Genomic DNA, 16,460 nt, shown 5'->3' with positions numbered 1-16,460 from the left:
AGAACAATTGCGCAAGTGCAGTTGCGCAATTCTTCCTGCGGGTAGGATCGGCACATGACGGAGGAAGGCCAGCGGGGTACGAGCGGGGATCCGGTATGGATGACCTCCGCCATGCTCAAGGCCTATTCCCATCCGCTCCGGCGTCAGATGCTCCGGCTGTTCTCCCGGCGAGAGTTCCTCCGTGCCGCCGACATCGCCGCGGAGCTCGGAGTGCCGGCCAACAGCGCCAGCTTCCATCTGCGCGCCCTCGCCGACGCGGGGCTCATCGAGGAGGCGGCGGACAAGGCGCGCGACCGGCGTGACCGTGTGTGGACCGGTCGCAAGGGCGCACTCAACGTCGGTGGGCCGGAGAGCCCGGTCGCCGACGAAGCGCTCGGCGTCGTGGTGGTCGCCGCCCTCGTCGAGGATCATCAGGACCTGCTCCGCCGCGTGCTGGCGTGGACGCCGGAGTATGTGGCCGGGCGCACGGCCGAGGTGCACGCCGCCTTCACGCAGCGCACGATCCGACTGACCGAGGCCGAGTTCGACCAGGTGATGGTGCAGATCAACGACGTGCTGAACGCCGCCGACGACGCCCACGACGACGCGGATCCCGCCGGCCGCTACTGGCAGATGGACCTGGTCGCCGGAGACGACACGATCTGACCCGACTACTCGTCCTCCCCGTGCGCCACGGTCGACGGCGGTGAGCTCAGGATGAGGATGCGGCGCAGGTGCATCGCGACCAGCACGCCCGGCCCCATGGAGCGACGCGCATCGATCGTGCGATCGTCCACACGTTCGACGAGGAGGCGGATGGCGCGCGCCGCCTCGCCTCGCCGCCGATGCCCTGCCGGCGAGGCGGGGTCGTCGTCGGCGATCACCTCGGCGACGGCGTGGCATGCTGCGGACAGCGGTTCCGGCAGAGCCGGGTCGAGGGCCAGCGCGCCCGGCCGGTCCCAGATGGTGTCGGCCGTGGCGTCCGAGATGTCGCGGATGAGGTGGGCGATCCGGTCCAGGCTCGCGAGTTCGTCGTGGATTTGCCCGGTCTCGGCGCGGCGTCCCCGTGCGCGCGGATTGCCACGCCTGCTCTCGTCCGCCTCGGCGAGGGCCGTCCGCAGCGACATGGTCGTCTCGGCCAGCGAGGCCGCATCGTCGACCCACTGCTCGTGCTCCGGTGGCCACGACTCCGACACCGCGTAGCCGATGTCATGCAGGTGCGCGCTCAGTCGCGCCCGGAACGCCTCGATCCTCGACGCCGCGACCGCGGTCAGCGGAGCGGGGGCGATCAGGAGGTTCACCACGAGTCCGACGACGACGCCGACCGCCATCTGCGTGAGGTATCCCAGTGAGTAGTCGTCGGCGTTCTGGCCGCCGATGATCAGCACGAACAGTGCAGCCATCGGCACGTACTCGCGTCCGGCACCGAACCAGCCGGTTCCCGAGACGAGCACGCCGAGCCCCACGACCAGGGGGATCGACCACCAGGTCGGACCGACGGTGAGCACGATCAGCGTGGCGAGGCCGATCCCGGCTGCGAGACCGAGCAGGGTCTGCAGGCTCGACTTCGCCGACCCCATCAGCGTGGGGTACATGCTCACGAGGGCGCCGAGCGGTGCGTAATAGGGGTACTCGTCGGTGACGCCCGGCATGTGCGGGGCGATCGCCCAGGCCAGCCCGACGGCGAGCATGGTCTTCGCCACGAGCAGCAGCCGCGCGGGGAGCACAGCCTCGTGCAGGGCGCGGCCGATGCCCGAACGGCGAGCGTCGAGGCGGGGAGAGATCTTCACGCGCACCGAGCGTAGTCGCGGGTGCACCCGACGGACACCGGGTTGCCCGCGCCGAAGCCGACCGCTAGAGAGCGCGGCCCGGCGGGGAACGACGGATGCCGCGGCCACACGGGGTGTGCGGCCGCGGCATCGGCGGGTGATGCGGTGGGGATCAGGGGATCGTGCGGCGGAACGCGAGGAACGAGACGCCCGTGAAGATCGCCGTGAGCAGAAGCCCCCAGAGGGCCAGCCCGAGGGCGCCGAGGTCCATGATCGCCGCGCCGACGTGATTCCACAGATCGAGCCGCGTCGCCAGGAACACGAGTCCGATCAGCACCAGCGAGAGTCCGATGCTGACGATGAGGAGCACCAGCTGTCCCCAGCTCTTGTAGATCGTCGCCCCGGTGAACCCGAGCACGAAGAAGAACAGGGCGAGGGTGAAGTACACCACGAAGGCGCCGAAGGGTCCGGCATCCCACAGCCACGGCAGGTAGAACACGTAGCCGTTCACGCCGTAGCCGTTCGTGGCGACCTCGATGCCGCCGCCGATCAGGAACAGCACTCCCATGAGGGCGCTGCCGAGGATCGCCGTCAGCAGCGTCCCGAAGAAGAACTCCCTGCGGGTGATGCTCATGGCCTGCGAGAACGGGAAGGTGAGGGTCATCGCCGACATGCCGATCGCGAAGAAGTACCACAGCGGGGCCTGGCCGCCCCCGCCGTACTTGGGGGTGTCGACCGGGATCATCGCGTAGATGATGACCGAGATCACGACGGCTGCGGCGAGGATGATCAGCGGATACCAGACGAAGGTGCCCTTGTTGATCAGCTGCAGGCGGATGACGTTGAATGTGCGTCGCATCAGCGCACCTCCTCCTTCGTGTCGGCGTCTCGCGTGGCATGTGCCTCGGTCTTCTGGGTGAGTCGGACGACGAGCTGCTGGAGCGACACCGGCGCCAGATCGAGACCCGATGCCGTGATCTCGACGCGCTCTTCCGCCGACACCGTGCCGAGGACCGTGACGGATGCCACGCGTCCGAGTGCCTCGCGGTGCAGCACCTCGCGGCCCTGGACCCAGGCGTCGACCTTCGCGGCGTCTCCCACGACCGTGACGGCACGGTCGCGGACGGCATCCGTGTCCTCGTTGAGGAGGATCTGGCCGTTGTCGATCACGATCACCTTCTCGATCAGGTTGGACACCTCGTCGATCAGGTGCGACGAGAGGATGATCGTGCGCGGGTGCTCTGCATAGTCCTCGACGAGCCGGTCGTAGAAGATCTGGCGGGCGACCGCGTCGAGTCCGAGGTAGGGCTCGTCGAAGAAGGTGATCTCGGCGCGCGAGGCGAGTCCGATGATCACACCGACGGCCGAGAGCTGACCGCGCGAGAGCTTCTTGATCGTCTGCTTCATCGGCAGCTGGAACTCGTCGATGAGCTCGTCGGCGAGCGCCTGGTCCCAGTTCGGGAAGAACAGGCTCGCGGCCTTGAACGCGTGCTTGGGATAGGCGTCGTCCGGGTACTTCTGGCTCTCGCGGACGAAGCAGATCCGGCTCAGGACGTGGGCGTTCTCGTACGGGTGCTCCCCGAACACCTTGATGGTGCCGGAGGACTCGAAGTTCTGGGCCGTGAGGATCGACATGAGTGTCGTCTTGCCGGCGCCGTTGCGTCCGAGGAGGCCGTAGATCGCGCCTCCTTCGATGGCGAGGGACACGTTGTCGAGCGCTCGCTTCTCCTTGTAGCGCTTGCTGAGGTTCTGCACCTCGATGACAGCGGTCATGCGGGGGTCTTCCCTTCTGTGTCGATGGTCTGTGCGGCACGCTGCCTGAGCAGTGCCGCGAGGTCGTCGGCGCCGAGCCCGAGTGTGCGGGCCTCGGCGAGGAGCGGATCGATGTACCGGTCGGCGAACAGCGCGCGGCGCTCGCCGAGGAGCACCTCCCTCGCACCCTCGGCGACGAACATGCCGATGCCCCGGCGCTTGTACAGCACTCCCTTGTCGGTGAGCATGGCGACTCCCTTCGCTGCGGTGGCGGGATTGATCCGGTAGAACGCGGCCAGTTCGTTCGTGGAAGGAGCCTGGGTCTCCTCCGCGAGCGAGCCGTCGAGGATCGAGTCCTCGATCTGCTCGGCGATCTGGAGGAAGAGCGGCTTGCCTTCTTCGATCACGAGTCCTCCGGGTGGTTAGTGGGTTACTTACTCGACTAAGTAACCATGGAACCCAGACGCGTGTCAACCCCGGTTTCCCTCCGGTCGTCGACGGGCCGGATGTCGGGAGGACGGACGGATGTCGGGAGGACACGCGAGGAACGGTCCGACATCCGTGCATCGACCCGACAGGTGACCCGGCGGCAGCGGTGATCCGTCGACAGCACGACCGGTCGGCGCGGGGACGGTCGGCGCGGGACGGTCGGCGCGGGGACGGTCGGCGCGGGCCGGTCGGCGGGCCCGGCGGATGCGCGCGGTCAGGCGCCGTCGCGGCGGAGGTCGCGCCAGTCCTCGACGATCTGCAGCATCCGGGTGGAGAGGAAGCGGAAGAACTCCGCGAGCTCCTCCGCGCGTTCGCGGGCGCCGTCGTCTTCGGAGTGCTCGGCGGCGATGGCGTCGATGTACTCGGACAGCCGCGAGTACACCGGCATGTTCCCCACGATGGACGCGTAGAACGGATCGTGCACGAACTCGTAGCGGTCGCGTCGGTCGCCGGGACGGGAGCGCCGCTGGATGAAGTGCAGCTGCTGCAGATACCGCACCGCACCGGACACGGCGGCGGCCGAGACGCCGAGCCGTTCGCCGAGTTGAGCGGCCGTGTACCCGCCCTCTGGTGCGGCGACCAGAGCCATCATCACCCGCGCTGGCATCCGCGCCATCCCCGCGGCGGTCATCATGGCAGCTGCCTGCTCGGCGGGCTCCACCCCGCGGTGGTCGGACGACGGGTCGAGGTCGTCCGCGGCGTCGATCGCGTCGTGGTCGCTCCTGTCGTCTCGCATCTCGTCCTCCTCAGGCGCCCGAAGCCAGCTCACGGCGTCGCATCAGGGTGAGGGCGGCTGCACCTCCCGCGGCGAGGGCCAGCACGAGCCACCACAGCCCCCGCACGTCGATTCCCCTGCCGTCCACCACGGGCGTGACCGCGAACGGAGAGAGGTTCGCGGTCCATTCCGGCAGACCGAACAGCGGACCGAACATCCCGAGCATGGCCGCGAGCAACACGAGACTCCATGCGACCGCCGTCGTCGCCCGGGGGATCAGCACGAACACCAGAGCCGTCAGCACCGCGAACACGGCCGCCGCGACGGCCTGCCCGAGTCCCGCGACCGCGACGATGCGGTACAGCGACTCGTCGCCGCCGTTCGACCACACGCCGATCCACCCCGCCAGCACCGCCGCACCGACGACGATCAGCACCGCGACGACACCCACGATCACGAAGTCCGCGAGCCAGCGCACACGTCCGACCGGGGCCGCGAGCACGGACTCGGCGGTCCCGTGCGCCTCCTCCTGCCGCGTCCGGACCACGGTCTGCACGGCACAGCACGCGGCCAGGATGCCCAGCAGCGTGAAGAACACGGTCACCACGACCTCGTCGAGGCCGCCTGTCGCACCGCCGATCTGCGTCAGGATCTCGGCCACGGCCGGGTTCTCTCCCGAGATCTGGTCGACCAGACCACTCAGCGTCGTGGCGAGGATGCCGGTGATCGCACCGCCGGCCGCCCAGCCGATGATCGAGCCCGACGTGAGACGCCACACCAGCGCGTGCGGCGAGGCCAGGGCCGGACGCGCCGACACCCGCCCGCGGCGCTCCGCCACGAAACTCGCGTCGATGTCACGCAGCGACTGCAGGGCGATGGATGCCGCGGCGAGCACGAGCCCGAACACCAGCCCGAGCAGGATCGGCCAGGCGAGGTCGGCGTCGTAGGGGCGCGTCTGCTCGGCCCACCCGAACGGCGAGAGCCACGCCGGCCACGCGCTCGCCATGCTCGTCAGGTCGTCGCTCGGGGTTCCTGCCGCGTTGCCGATACCGCGGATCAGGAACGTGGCGACGAGCACCCAGACCGTGAGGGAGTTCGCCCCGCGCGAGGTGCGCATGAGCTGTGCCGCGAGCAGCCCGATCCCCAGGAAGGCGATGCCGCACGTGCCTGCCGCGGCGCCGGAGAGGAGCGACCCTGTCGTGGGAAGCCCGGTGGCGATCAGTGCCAGAGCAGTGAGCGCGGCGAGGACGACGTTCGCGAGCAGGCCGTGCACGAGGGTCGCGACGGTGGGCAGTCGGCGTCCGGCCGGGGTGGCCCACACGAGTTCGGCACGACCGGCTTCCTCGTCTCCGCGGGTGTGGCGCACGACGAGGAAGGTGCTCATGAGTGCGGCGAGCAGCGCCAGCCACGGCAGCACCTCGAACGCCAGGAACGCGCCCTCCGAGGTGCCGGACGGCAGCCCGCGGAACATCAGGATCACGGGATTCGCCAGGGCCGCGGCGAGGATGTTCTGCCGGTCGGCGAGCGTGGCGTACGACTGGGTCACCCCGGCGTACCCGGCGAAGGCCATCAGCGCGGTGCCCACGATCCACAGCGTCAGCTGGAGTCGGTCTCGCCGCAGTCTCTGCCGCAGGAGGATGCCGAAGGCGTTCATCACGCGCGACCCTTCAGGGCGCGGCGCTCGCGGCGGGTGGCGGGTTCCGCGTCATCCGTCCCGCCGTCTTCCGCGGCTTCGAGTGTCGCGAGGTCGTCGCCGTAGTGGCGCAGGAAGAGCTCCTCGAGCGACGGCGGGGCGACGCGCAGGTCGGTGATGCCGAGGGCGGCGAGCGCAGGCAGCACCGTGGCGGTGCGGTCGCTGTCGACGGCGAGGCGGATCCGGTCGCCGTGCTGCTCGGGGTCGTGCACGTCGGCGATGCGGGCGACCTGTTCGAGGGTGGCTCCGGCAGGGGTGAACGACACGTCGCTGCGCGTGAGGTGTCGCAGTTCCGTGAGCGTGCCGGATTCGACGATGCGGCCGGCGCGGATGATCGACACCCGGTCGCACAGCTGCTCGACCTCGCTCATGATGTGGCTCGACAGCAGCACGGTCGCACCGTTCGCGTGTGCGCGGGCCACTTCGCGCTGGAAGATGACCGCCATCAGAGGATCGAGTCCGCTGGTGGGCTCATCGAGGATGTAGAGGTCGGCGGGAACGGCGAAAGCCGCGATCAGCGCGACCTTCTGCCGATTGCCCTTCGAGTACGCGCGGCCCTTCTTGCGCGGGTCGAACTGGAACGCGTCAATCAGTCGCTTCTTCTCGTGCTGGTAGGTGGCGTCTTTCGTGCGAGCGCCGCGTAGCCGGGCGAGCAGGTCGACGGCCTCACCTCCGGACAGGTTCGGCCAGACGCTGACATCGCCCGGGACGTACGCGAGGCGTCGATGCAGGTCGACCGCGTGGGTCCACGGGTCTTCGCCGAAGACGGACACCTCGCCGGAGGTGCGGCGTGCGAGACCGAGGAGGATGCGGATCGTGGTCGACTTGCCTGCGCCGTTCGGGCCGAGGAAGCCGTGGACCTGACCGGGCTCGACGGTGAGGTCGAGCCCGTCGAGGGCATGGACATGGCCGTAGTGTTTGGTGAGGTCCTGGGTGGAGATGACGGTGGTCATGCGCGGGAGCGTACGCCCGATTCACAAAGTTGTGAATCGGCGAAAAACAACGCATGCGAAATCCTTACGGCGCCCGCGTACAGTGGGCTGGTGCCGGAGTTCCCCTACAGCCGCCTGCGCCGCTGGCCCGACGTCGAGGCGGAGAATCTCCAGGCGTACGACGCCACCGATCTGCTGCTCGTCGAACGGGCGCTCGGGCTCGGCGTCGCAGGCTCCGAGACCGTGGTGATCGGCGACGAGTACGGTGCGATCACCCTGGCGCTCACGGCCGCCGGGCTCGACGGCATCCGTGTGCATCAAGACCTGGCGTCAGGGCGTCGTGCCCTTGCACGCAACGCCGACGAGCTCGGGCTGTCCGGCTTCCACTCGCATGAGCTCGACGCGGACCTGCTCTCCGGGGCGCGCCTCGTGCTGCTGCAGCTGCCGAAGTCGCTCGCGGAACTCGAAGAGATCGCGGATGCCGTTGCTCGGTGGGCTGCTCCCGACGCGGTGCTCATCGCGGGAGGGCGGGTGAAGCACATGACGCTCGCGCAGAATGACGTGCTCGGGCGCAGCTTCGCGCAGGTTCAGGCACAGCGCGCTGAGCGGAAGTCGCGGTTGATCGTCGCCTCCGACCCGCGCCCGGCGCCCGCCGAGCCGCCGTTCCCGGTGACCGCGCGACACGGCGGACTGACGCTCGTCGCGCACGGAGGCGCCTTCGCCGGCGCCCGTCTCGACATCGGCACACGTGTGCTGCTCGAGGTGCTCGGTCTCGGTGGTTCACAACTTCTCACGAACGGGCCGGAGAACGGCAGTTCTTCCGGAGCTGTGAACGGCGACCAGGCGAGCCGCGTGCTCGACCTCGGCTGCGGCACCGGTGCGCTCGCCGTCTCGTACGCGCTCGCGCACCCCGAGGCGCAGGTCACCGCGAGCGATCGCTCGGCTGCTGCGGTGGCCTCCGCCCGGGCGACGGCGGAAGCCAACGGGGTCGCCGACCGCGTCTCGGTCGCACACGACGATGCGGCATCCGAGATCCCGGACGCGAGCGTGGACGTCGTGCTCCTGAACCCGCCGTTCCACCTCGGCACGAGCGTGCACCCGGGAGCCGCGACGCGCCTGTTCGAGGCTGCGACGCGTGTGCTCCGACCCGGTGGAGAGCTCTTCACGGTCTACAACTCGTCGCTCGCTTACCGCCCAGAACTGACCCGCCTCGTCGGTCCGACCGAGCAGCTGCACCGCACCCCGAAGTTCACGGTTTCGCGGAGCACCCGGCGCTGACGACCCCTCGAGGGGTCAAGGAACGCCGCATGTGCGCGCTCGGACGCGGCGTGTCTTGACCCCTCGAGAAGTGTGCGGGAGGGGGCGTGAGCGAGGCGAGGGGGAGGGGACCAATCCCCCGGTCAGCCGCGGAAACGCACTCAGCTCAGCCGGACGGGATTTGCCCCTGATCGGCCATTTCGTTACGTTGGTCTGTGGGCCTGACGGCCCGAAGACCAGTCCGCGACCACGTCCTTCTTTCGATGAGCTGTGCTGCGAAGAGGCGTGGACGTACGGTCGATGCTCTATCGCGGTGGATCCGAAATCCGCCGTCCGTGCCGCCACAGCAGACATGTCGAACGGCCTCGAGAGCGTCACCCGGGCGTGACCGAAGCAGGCTCAGCCACCCGAAGGCGAGCCGCAGGGGAAACGTGTCCGAAATCGCTCTCGAAGCGCGCAATCTGTACAAGGTGTTCGGCAAGAATCCGAGCACCGCCGTCCGTCGCCTGAAGGCCGGTGAGAACCGCGCCGCCGTCTCGGATGCCGGTACCGCCGCGGTCATCGACGCCAGCTTCACCGTCAACCGCGGTGAGATCTTCGTCATCATGGGGTTGTCCGGATCGGGCAAGTCCACCATCATCCGCATGCTCAACGGGCTGCACGAGGTCACCTCGGGGACCGTCACCGTGAACAGCGATCCCATCACCGGCATTCCGGCGTCGCGGCTGCGTGAGATCCGTCGCGACCGCATCTCGATGGTGTTCCAGCACTTCGCGCTGCTGCCGCACCGCACGGTCGCCGCGAACGTCGCCTATCCGCTCGAGCTCAAGGGCACCCCCAAGGCCGAGCGTCTGGCGAAGGCGGAGGAGATCCTCTCCCTCGTCGGCCTCGAAGGACAGGGCGAGAAGCTGCCGTCCGAGCTCTCCGGCGGCATGCAGCAGCGCGTCGGCATCGCCCGCGCGCTCGCGGCTGACAGTGACATCCTGCTGATGGATGAGGCGTTCAGCGCGCTCGATCCGCTGATCCGCCGCGAGATGCAGGAGCAGCTGCTCGAACTGCAGCAGAAGCTGCACAAGACCATCGTGTTCATCACGCACGACCTCAACGAGGCCATGTTCCTCGGCGACCGCATCGCCGTGATGCGCGACGGCCGCATCGTGCAGATCGGGACGCCCGAGGACATCCTGATGGACCCGGCCAACGACTACGTCGAGCAGTTCGTGCAGGACGTCGACCGAGCCCGCGTGCTCACCGCAGCGAACGTGATGGAGCGCCCGCGCCCCGTCGTGCCCCACACCGCGGGACCCCGCACCGCGCTGCGGCAGATGCGCGACGCGTACATGTCGGCCACCTACGTCGTCGGGCGCGACCGGCAGCTCGTGGGTGTGGTGACCGACCGCGACGCGGTCAAGCTCGTGCGCAACGGCGCGACCACCCTCGACTCGATCCTCAAGCCGGTGCTGCAGAGCGTGCGCGAGGACGAGGTGCTGATGAATCTCTTCGTCCCTGCCGTCGAGTCGCCGCTTCCCCTCGCGGTCACGGATGCCGACGGTCGCCTGGTTGGCGTGATCCCGCGCGTCACCCTGCTCGCCGCCCTGGGACCCGGTCCCGGTGCGACCGAGGAGATCACGCTGCCGCTCATGCCGATGCCGCAGGCCGAGATCGATGCGGTGCTGGATGACGGGTGGACGGCCGACCCGGCCGACGCCTCGACCGCGGAGGAGGTGCGCTGATGGACGGCTTCCGCATCCCCGTCGGAACCTGGATCGAATCGGTCGTCGACTGGGTCAAGGACAACCTCGACGGCCTGCTCGACGTGATCTCCTTCGTGATGAGCTTCCTCGTCGACGGACTCACATCCCTCCTGCTCGCGCCGAGCTTCGCGGTCATCATCGTGATCGCCGCGCTCATCGCCTGGCTCGTGCGCTCGTGGCAGCTCGCGATCGGGACGGTCGTGTCGTTCGGGCTGATCGTCGGGATGGACCTGTGGGTCCCCGCGATGCAGACCCTGGCGCTCGTGCTCGTCGCCGCCGTGATCGCGGTGCTGATCGCCGTGCCGCTGGGCATCTGGTCGGCGCGCAATGCGACCGTGCGCGCAGTGCTGAAGCCCGTGCTCGACTTCATGCAGACGATGCCGGCTTTCGTCTACCTGATCCCCGCGATCGTGTTCTTCGGCATCGGCGTGGTGCCCGGCCTCGTCGCCACCGTGATCTTCGCGCTGCCTCCGGGCGTGCGACTGACCGAGCTCGGCATCCGTGGTGTCGACTCCGAGACGGTCGAGGCGGGCCAGGCGTTCGGGGCCAAGCCGGGACAGATCCTGCGCGGCATCCAGCTCCCGCTCGCGATGCCGACGATCATGGCCGGCGTCAACCAGGTCATCATGCTCGCGCTGTCCATGGCGGTCATCGCCGGGATGGCGGGTGCAGACGGGCTCGGGAAGATGGTGGTCGAGGCGATCTCGACGATCAACATCCCCAAGGGCGTCGAGGCCGGCCTCGGCGTCGTGCTCATCGCCGTCTTCCTCGACCGCGTCACCGCGGCACTGGGAGCGCCGGGCGAGAACCGGTCCTCGCTGCTCGGCATGATCGAGCGTCGCCGCAAGCCGCACGGCGGTGGTGGCGGAGCAGCATCCGCCCCCGCCCCCGAGGTCATCGAGCAGCAGGATGCCGCGGCCGCGGCGGAGCGCGCCGAGGTCGCACCGCGCCGCAACGCCGTCGGCGGCGGCGTGCACTGAGAGCTTCACCCCTACGGAACAACACCCATACGGAACGCAAGAGAGAGAAATCACATGAAGAAGAAGATCCTGGCAATCACCGCACTCGGCGCCGCAGCAGCGCTCACCCTCGCGGGTTGCAGCAGCGACGGTGCCGGCGGTACCGGCGGCGGCGACAGCAGCGCGGACGACAAGGGCACGATCACGCTCGGCTTCCTGCCGTCGTGGACCGACGGTCTGAGCACCGCGTACCTGCTGCAGGACCAGCTCGAGAAGATCGGCTACACGGTCGAGATGAAGACGCTCACCGAGGCGGGCCCGCTGTACACCGGCCTCGCGCAGGGTGACGTCGACATGTACCCCTCGGCCTGGCCCGAGCTCACCCACGCCGAGTACATGAAGACGTACGGCGACGACATCGAAGACCTCGGCGCATACTACGAGAACGCCAAGCTGACCCTCGCAGTGCCGGAGTACTCCGACCTGACCTCGATCGAGGATCTCGTGGGCAAGGGCGCCGACTTCGACGGCAAGATCTACGGCATCGAGCCGGGCGCGGGTCTCACCGCCCAGACCCAGAAGATGATGCCGGAGTACGGCCTCGACAGCGAGTACGAGCTCGTCACCTCGTCGACCGCGGCGATGCTCACCGAGCTGAAGACCGCGACCGACAAGCAGGAGGACATCGTCGTCACGCTGTGGCGTCCGTTCTGGGCCAACGACGCCTTCCCCGTGAAGGACCTCGAAGACCCCAAGGGCGCGATGGGCGAGGCCGAGGGCCTGCACTTCCTGGGCACCAAGGGCTTCGCGGAGGAGTTCCCCGAGGCTGCTGAGCTGATCGAGCAGATCAAGCTCGACGACGAGCAGTACGGTGCGCTCGAAGACCTCGTGGTCAACGAGTTCGGCGAGGGCAAGGAAGCGGACGCCGTCGACGAGTGGCTGAAGCAGTACGGCGACCAGTTCGACTGGACCGTCACCAGCTGACACCGCGGACGTCTCCCCGATGGGCGGAGTGTTCCTTACGGAGCCTCCGCCCATCGGCGTGTTCCCGCCCTAGGACGAGTCACTGTGGGGGATCGCCCCGCCGCTTGTTCTTGTTGGGATACCACGTGCGGGTGATGAACGTCACGACGATGACCGCGACAGCTCCCCCGATGTTCCACCACGTGATGGGGTTCCCAGAGAACAGGGGGACCACAAGGATGAACAACGCGATCAGCGAGTTGATCACGAGCCTGCTCGCAAAGGATTCCATCATCGCCTGCAATTCACGGTCGTCGCGTTGATCGATGTCCACCCGATGGGCGGGTTGGACAACGCAAGCCAAGGGTAGTTGATCGCCACACACTTTCCCGCGGCGTTCGCCCGGTTGATCGGGTCGATGAGTGCGAAATAAGCCAGGGCGATCGCCGCACCACATCCCAGCGCAGCGGGCCCGGGAAGCGCTCCACAGACCACGCCGGCGAGTACTCCTGCCCCCTGATTGTTCGCGATCACGGAGGCTGCCTTCTTTGTCTCGGCACGCGTGAGTTGTACGTAGTATCCCCACCACTCTGTACCGAGATCAGGGTCAGCAGTTACGGGAAAAACAGTGTCCGCATCGATGGCGACCGTTTGGATAAGGGTTGTGCCTTCTATGCGGAACGATGTCGGGATGGAATCACCGTTTGCGTCGACAGCCCACGGTGCCCGAAACCCGCCGGTGGCGACTCCAGCGTCATCGGAGATGACCACGGATCCGTCGTCAAAGAGAGCGGCTTGTCCGCCCACGGGCAGATTGAGGGGGAAGCGATACTCACTCGGGGCGGACGCGTCCGGAATCTGGATGAGGGTCTGCACCCCGTCGTCTGTTGCGTAGCTGCTGATGAGTGTTGAATCTTGATTTGTGCTCAGCAGGGCGGGGCCGGTCGCAGAGAGCAAGACCTCGGGGACCTGGGATACGTCCACAACCGATTCTGTAATTTCGCCAGGCATTTGGATGCTGACGTCAATGTCCTCCACCGCTAACGTCTGAGATTCCGGATCGACGATGACAGCCCCCGAGTCTGTCATCAGAGAGTCCGCACCCCATGTGGTTGCGGAGGCAGAGAGCGGTGTCAGGAGCATCGCCGTTGCGATCGCCGCGGAAGCTGTTCCTCGATGGGCTTTTCGTGTGAACTTCACAGCACAACCTTTCTCGCGTATTACTTGGACACCGTATGAAGGGTCGGGCCAGTCTCCATGTCGGCCGATCGGAGGACAGACAAACGTCTATGCTCGGCGCGGTCAGGAACTAAAAGCTAAAACATCACCTGCTAGCGCGTTAAGGTATTTCAAGTCTGGACGAAAGTCCCGGGGTGTGGCCCTCGGGCATCGATCCCCTGACCTGGTCCTGGACGCGTCTCGCCGGGTCGCAACGACATGCCAGCGACGACGAGCCTCAACCCCAGGTCTCCAAAATGGGTCCGCGCGCGGCACCCGCCGTCGGTGTGATCGCGGGGCTCCCGTCGCGCCTTCCGTCGCCTGGCTCCGCCAGCCCGACAGGGAGTGCGACGGGAGCTTTCGTTTGGGCGGAAGCCGTCGGCGGACTAGGATCCTCCGTCGAGGCGGGTATCACAAAGGCAGGTAAAACTATGGAGACAGGATCTGGACCGGGCGAGGCCGGACGGGTTCGAGCGGCTCGATGGGTGGCAGCGCTTCCCAAGGTCGCGCTCGGGGTCTTGGCGTTGGCCATCCTCGTCGCGATCGTGTTCTGGGCCACGGCGACGGGGAGCGTCGGCCAAGACCTCTCGATCGCGACCCTGTGCGTCGGCTTCACGACAACGATCGCAACGATGTCGCTGCGTGAACTCCTCAAGGGGGGTGCGGCGTAGCCATGTTGCTTCAGGGGATCACGTTCAACACCACCATGGCGCTCGTCGCCGGCGCGATCATCCTTCTCGTACCCGTGTTCATGCGGGCAGTGCAGCGCGGTGACCACGCATCGATGGTGGGCTGGGGCTACGCCTTCATCGCTGCGGGCTTCTTCCTCGGTGCCACGGGCCTCTACATGATGCTCACCTGGCCGCTCGCCCAGGTCGACGGTGCGTTCTGCTGCAAGGTCGACAACTTCACCTTCGGGGAACCTGCCGCGCTCTACGGCATCCTCACCTTCGTCGCAGGTCTGATCGTTCTCCGCACGACATCGAGCGCCGACAAGAACGGTGGCGAGGTGTCGCCTGATGCCATGTTCGCGGCGCTCCGACCGCTGCTCTTCGTGGGCGCGATCGGGGGTTTCGGTCTCGTGCTCATCGGCATCGGCGGCATGCACTTCGGCATGTGGCGGCCGCCCGACATCGAGCCGCTCGCACGCCTCATGGCCGGCAGCCTGCTCGAGCCCCTCCTGATGATGGTGCTCTACATCGGCACCGGCGTCACCGCGGTACTCGCTCCGTTCGTCCGAGAAAGCGTGTGGGTCGCGCGGCTCTTCGCGGTTTTCGCGTGGTGCCTCGGACTCCTGTGGATCCTGCTGTCGCTCACCGTGTTCTACAGCCACATCGGCTTCTTCCCGCAGCCGGACGGCTCGTACATCTGACCCGCGCGTCACGGGTTCGCTCCCGTCGCACTCCTCGTCGCCTCGGCACCGCCGTTCCGACAGAGAGTGCGGCGGGAGCTTCTGCTTTCCGGGGAGCGTAGCCTGAGCGCGTGGACGGTTTCGCCGCAGTCGACTTCGGATTCGCGCGCGAGGTGCTGCAGCGGGGCATCGCGGCGCTCTACCTCGTCGCGTTCGTCTCGACCCTGAACCAGTTCCGGCCGCTTCTGGGCGAGCGGGGGCTTCTGCCCGCACCGGCGCTGCTCGAATGGGTCGGGCAGAAGCCGGAGCGGCGGCGGATGCTGCACCCGACGCTGTTCTCGCGCATCCGCTACACCGACCGGCGCCTCGTCGTCCTGTGCGCGGCGGGCGTCGTGGTCTCGGCGGTCCTCGTCGCCGGCATCCCGCAGTGGGGTCCGCCCTGGGTGCCGATGCTGTGCTTCCTCGCCCTGTGGCTCGGGTACATGTCGATCGTCAGCATCGGGCAGACCTTCTACTCCTTCGGCTGGGAGATGCTGCTGCTGGAGGCCGGGTTCCTCGCGGCGTTCCTCGGTTCGAACGACCAGCCGCCGCCGACGGTCGTGATCGTGCTGTTCTGGTGGCTGGTGTTCCGGTTGGAGTTCGGCGCGGGCATGATCAAGATCCGTGGCGGACGGGAATGGCGCGACCTGACGGCGCTGATGTACCACCACGAGACGCAGCCGATGCCGGGTCCGCTCAGTCGGCAGGCGCACCTGCTGCCGGCGTGGTTCCACCGCGCCGAGGTCGTCGCCAACCATGTCGCGCAGCTGGTAGTGCCGTTCTTCCTGTTCGCGCCGATCCTGTCGCTGTGGGTACCCGGCGCGGTGCCGCAGATCGTCGGCGCGGTGGCGGCATCGATCGTGATCCTGACGCAGGCGTGGCTCGTCCTCACGGGGAACTTCGCGTGGTTGAACTGGGCGACGATGGTCATCGCCTTCTCCGCGATCGGGCTGCCGGCCGTGGGGGCGCCCGCGATCGCGCCGGCGACGGACTGGCCGCGAGCAGTGTCCGACATCCCCGTGTACTGGATCGTGATCACCTCTGCTGTCGGGCTGCTGTACGTCGTGGTGAGCGTGCCCTCGCTGCAGAACCTGTTCGCGCGGCGGCAGCTCATGAACGCGAGCTTCAACCGGTGGCAGCTCGCCAACGCGTACGGCGCCTTCGGCACGGTCACGAAGGAGCGCATCGAGATCGTGGTCGAAGGGTCGGCGGACGAAGACGGGCTCGAGTGGCGCGAGTACGAGTTCAAGGGCAAGCCCGGCGACGTGCGTCGGATGCCGCGGCAGTTCGCGCCGTATCATCTGCGCCTCGACTGGCTCATGTGGTTCCTGCCGCTGGGGCGCTCGCTCGACGACTGGTTCACGGCGTTCCTGGTCCGGCTCCTCGAAGCCGATGCGCCGACGCTCGCGCTCATCCGGGTGGACCCCTTCGACGGCGAGCGGCCGCGCTGGGTCAGGGCCGTGTCATACCGATACCGCTTCGCGACCCGCGCCGAGATGCGGGCCGAGGGCGTGCGGTGGGTGCGGACCCGCCGCCGCGAGGTGCTCGGTCCCTTCGGCCTGCGGTGAAGGCCTCGCTGCGACCGCGTGT

General features: G+C 68.0%; 17 protein-coding genes. 8 read left to right on the top strand and 9 right to left on the bottom strand.

Annotated elements, in window-relative coordinates; all coding sequences use genetic code 11:
* Positions 1-54: 54 nt before the first annotated feature.
* Positions 55-645 carry a helix-turn-helix domain-containing protein gene (locus AB0E56_RS02305; protein WP_359796458.1) on the top strand — a complete coding sequence of 197 codons (591 nt, stop codon included), beginning with the start codon at positions 55-57 and terminating at the stop codon, positions 643-645.
* A gap of 5 nt (positions 646-650) precedes the next feature.
* Here AB0E56_RS02305 and AB0E56_RS02300 read toward each other — a convergent pair whose 3' ends face one another.
* From AB0E56_RS02300 to AB0E56_RS02270, 7 genes are all read right to left on the bottom strand, one after another.
* Positions 651-1,769, bottom strand: coding sequence for an aromatic acid exporter family protein (locus tag AB0E56_RS02300; RefSeq protein WP_359796457.1), 1,119 nt, complete (start codon positions 1,767-1,769; stop codon positions 651-653).
* A gap of 151 nt (positions 1,770-1,920) precedes the next feature.
* Positions 1,921-2,607, bottom strand: a complete 687-nt coding sequence (locus AB0E56_RS02295; protein WP_359796456.1) for a hypothetical protein — start codon at positions 2,605-2,607, stop codon at positions 1,921-1,923.
* On the bottom strand, positions 2,607-3,521 hold the full coding sequence (locus AB0E56_RS02290; RefSeq protein WP_359796455.1) for an ABC transporter ATP-binding protein: 915 nt from the start codon (positions 3,519-3,521) through the stop codon (positions 2,607-2,609). The genes AB0E56_RS02295 and AB0E56_RS02290 overlap by 1 nt, the downstream gene beginning before the upstream one ends.
* On the bottom strand, positions 3,518-3,907 hold the full coding sequence (locus AB0E56_RS02285) for a GntR family transcriptional regulator (RefSeq protein ID WP_359796454.1): 390 nt from the start codon (positions 3,905-3,907) through the stop codon (positions 3,518-3,520). The genes AB0E56_RS02290 and AB0E56_RS02285 overlap by 4 nt, the downstream gene beginning before the upstream one ends.
* 296 nt (positions 3,908-4,203) lie before the next feature.
* A complete protein-coding gene (locus AB0E56_RS02280) occupies positions 4,204-4,725 on the bottom strand; it encodes a MarR family transcriptional regulator (RefSeq protein ID WP_359796453.1) in 522 nt (173 codons plus the stop codon).
* Positions 4,726-4,735: 10 nt separating this feature from the next.
* The gene (locus AB0E56_RS02275) at positions 4,736-6,358 is read right to left on the bottom strand and encodes a polyketide antibiotic transporter (protein ID WP_359798252.1); all 1,623 of its coding nucleotides are present in this window, start codon (positions 6,356-6,358) and stop codon (positions 4,736-4,738) included.
* A complete protein-coding gene (locus AB0E56_RS02270; RefSeq protein ID WP_359796452.1) occupies positions 6,358-7,350 on the bottom strand; it encodes an ABC transporter ATP-binding protein in 993 nt (330 codons plus the stop codon). Before AB0E56_RS02270 ends, AB0E56_RS02275 begins: the two co-directional genes overlap by 1 nt.
* A 90-nt stretch (positions 7,351-7,440) precedes the next feature.
* On the opposite strand from AB0E56_RS02270, the gene AB0E56_RS02265 reads away from it, so the two are divergent.
* The 4 genes from AB0E56_RS02265 (at position 7,441) to AB0E56_RS02250 (ending at position 12,283) form a co-directional block, all read left to right on the top strand.
* The gene (locus tag AB0E56_RS02265; RefSeq protein ID WP_359796451.1) at positions 7,441-8,607 is read left to right on the top strand and encodes a methyltransferase; all 1,167 of its coding nucleotides are present in this window, start codon (positions 7,441-7,443) and stop codon (positions 8,605-8,607) included.
* Between the two features lie 410 nt (positions 8,608-9,017).
* Positions 9,018-10,319 (top strand): glycine betaine/L-proline ABC transporter ATP-binding protein, encoded by a 1,302-nt coding sequence (locus AB0E56_RS02260; protein ID WP_359796450.1) that lies wholly within the window; start codon positions 9,018-9,020, stop codon positions 10,317-10,319.
* Positions 10,319-11,320, top strand: coding sequence for a proline/glycine betaine ABC transporter permease (locus tag AB0E56_RS02255; RefSeq protein ID WP_359796449.1), 1,002 nt, complete (start codon positions 10,319-10,321; stop codon positions 11,318-11,320). The genes AB0E56_RS02260 and AB0E56_RS02255 overlap by 1 nt, the downstream gene beginning before the upstream one ends.
* 54 nt (positions 11,321-11,374) lie before the next feature.
* A complete protein-coding gene (locus tag AB0E56_RS02250; protein ID WP_359796448.1) occupies positions 11,375-12,283 on the top strand; it encodes a glycine betaine ABC transporter substrate-binding protein in 909 nt (302 codons plus the stop codon).
* A gap of 79 nt (positions 12,284-12,362) precedes the next feature.
* On the opposite strand, the gene AB0E56_RS02245 is transcribed toward AB0E56_RS02250, so the two are convergent.
* Both AB0E56_RS02245 and AB0E56_RS02240 read right to left on the bottom strand, forming a co-directional pair.
* Positions 12,363-12,557, bottom strand: coding sequence for a hypothetical protein (locus AB0E56_RS02245; RefSeq protein ID WP_359796447.1), 195 nt, complete (start codon positions 12,555-12,557; stop codon positions 12,363-12,365).
* Positions 12,554-13,462 carry a hypothetical protein gene (locus tag AB0E56_RS02240; protein WP_359796446.1) on the bottom strand — a complete coding sequence of 303 codons (909 nt, stop codon included), beginning with the start codon at positions 13,460-13,462 and terminating at the stop codon, positions 12,554-12,556. The genes AB0E56_RS02245 and AB0E56_RS02240 overlap by 4 nt, the downstream gene beginning before the upstream one ends.
* Positions 13,463-13,965: 503 nt before the next feature.
* Here AB0E56_RS02240 and AB0E56_RS02235 point away from each other — a divergent pair.
* The 3 genes from AB0E56_RS02235 (at position 13,966) to AB0E56_RS02225 (ending at position 16,438) form a co-directional block, all read left to right on the top strand.
* The gene (locus AB0E56_RS02235; RefSeq protein WP_359796445.1) at positions 13,966-14,151 is read left to right on the top strand and encodes a hypothetical protein; all 186 of its coding nucleotides are present in this window, start codon (positions 13,966-13,968) and stop codon (positions 14,149-14,151) included.
* Between the two features lie 2 nt (positions 14,152-14,153).
* Positions 14,154-14,852 (top strand): DUF981 family protein, encoded by a 699-nt coding sequence (locus AB0E56_RS02230; RefSeq protein ID WP_359796444.1) that lies wholly within the window; start codon positions 14,154-14,156, stop codon positions 14,850-14,852.
* 110 nt (positions 14,853-14,962) lie between these two features.
* Positions 14,963-16,438 carry a lipase maturation factor family protein gene (locus AB0E56_RS02225; protein ID WP_359796443.1) on the top strand — a complete coding sequence of 492 codons (1,476 nt, stop codon included), beginning with the start codon at positions 14,963-14,965 and terminating at the stop codon, positions 16,436-16,438.
* Positions 16,439-16,460: the final 22 nt, after the last annotated feature.

The sequence above is a fragment of the Microbacterium sp. NPDC028030 genome, from assembly GCF_040637855.1.
Lineage (GTDB): Bacteria > Actinomycetota > Actinomycetes > Actinomycetales > Microbacteriaceae > Microbacterium.
Note: the sequence above shows the minus strand (reverse complement) of the source record. Positions and strands in the feature narration are given on the sequence as shown.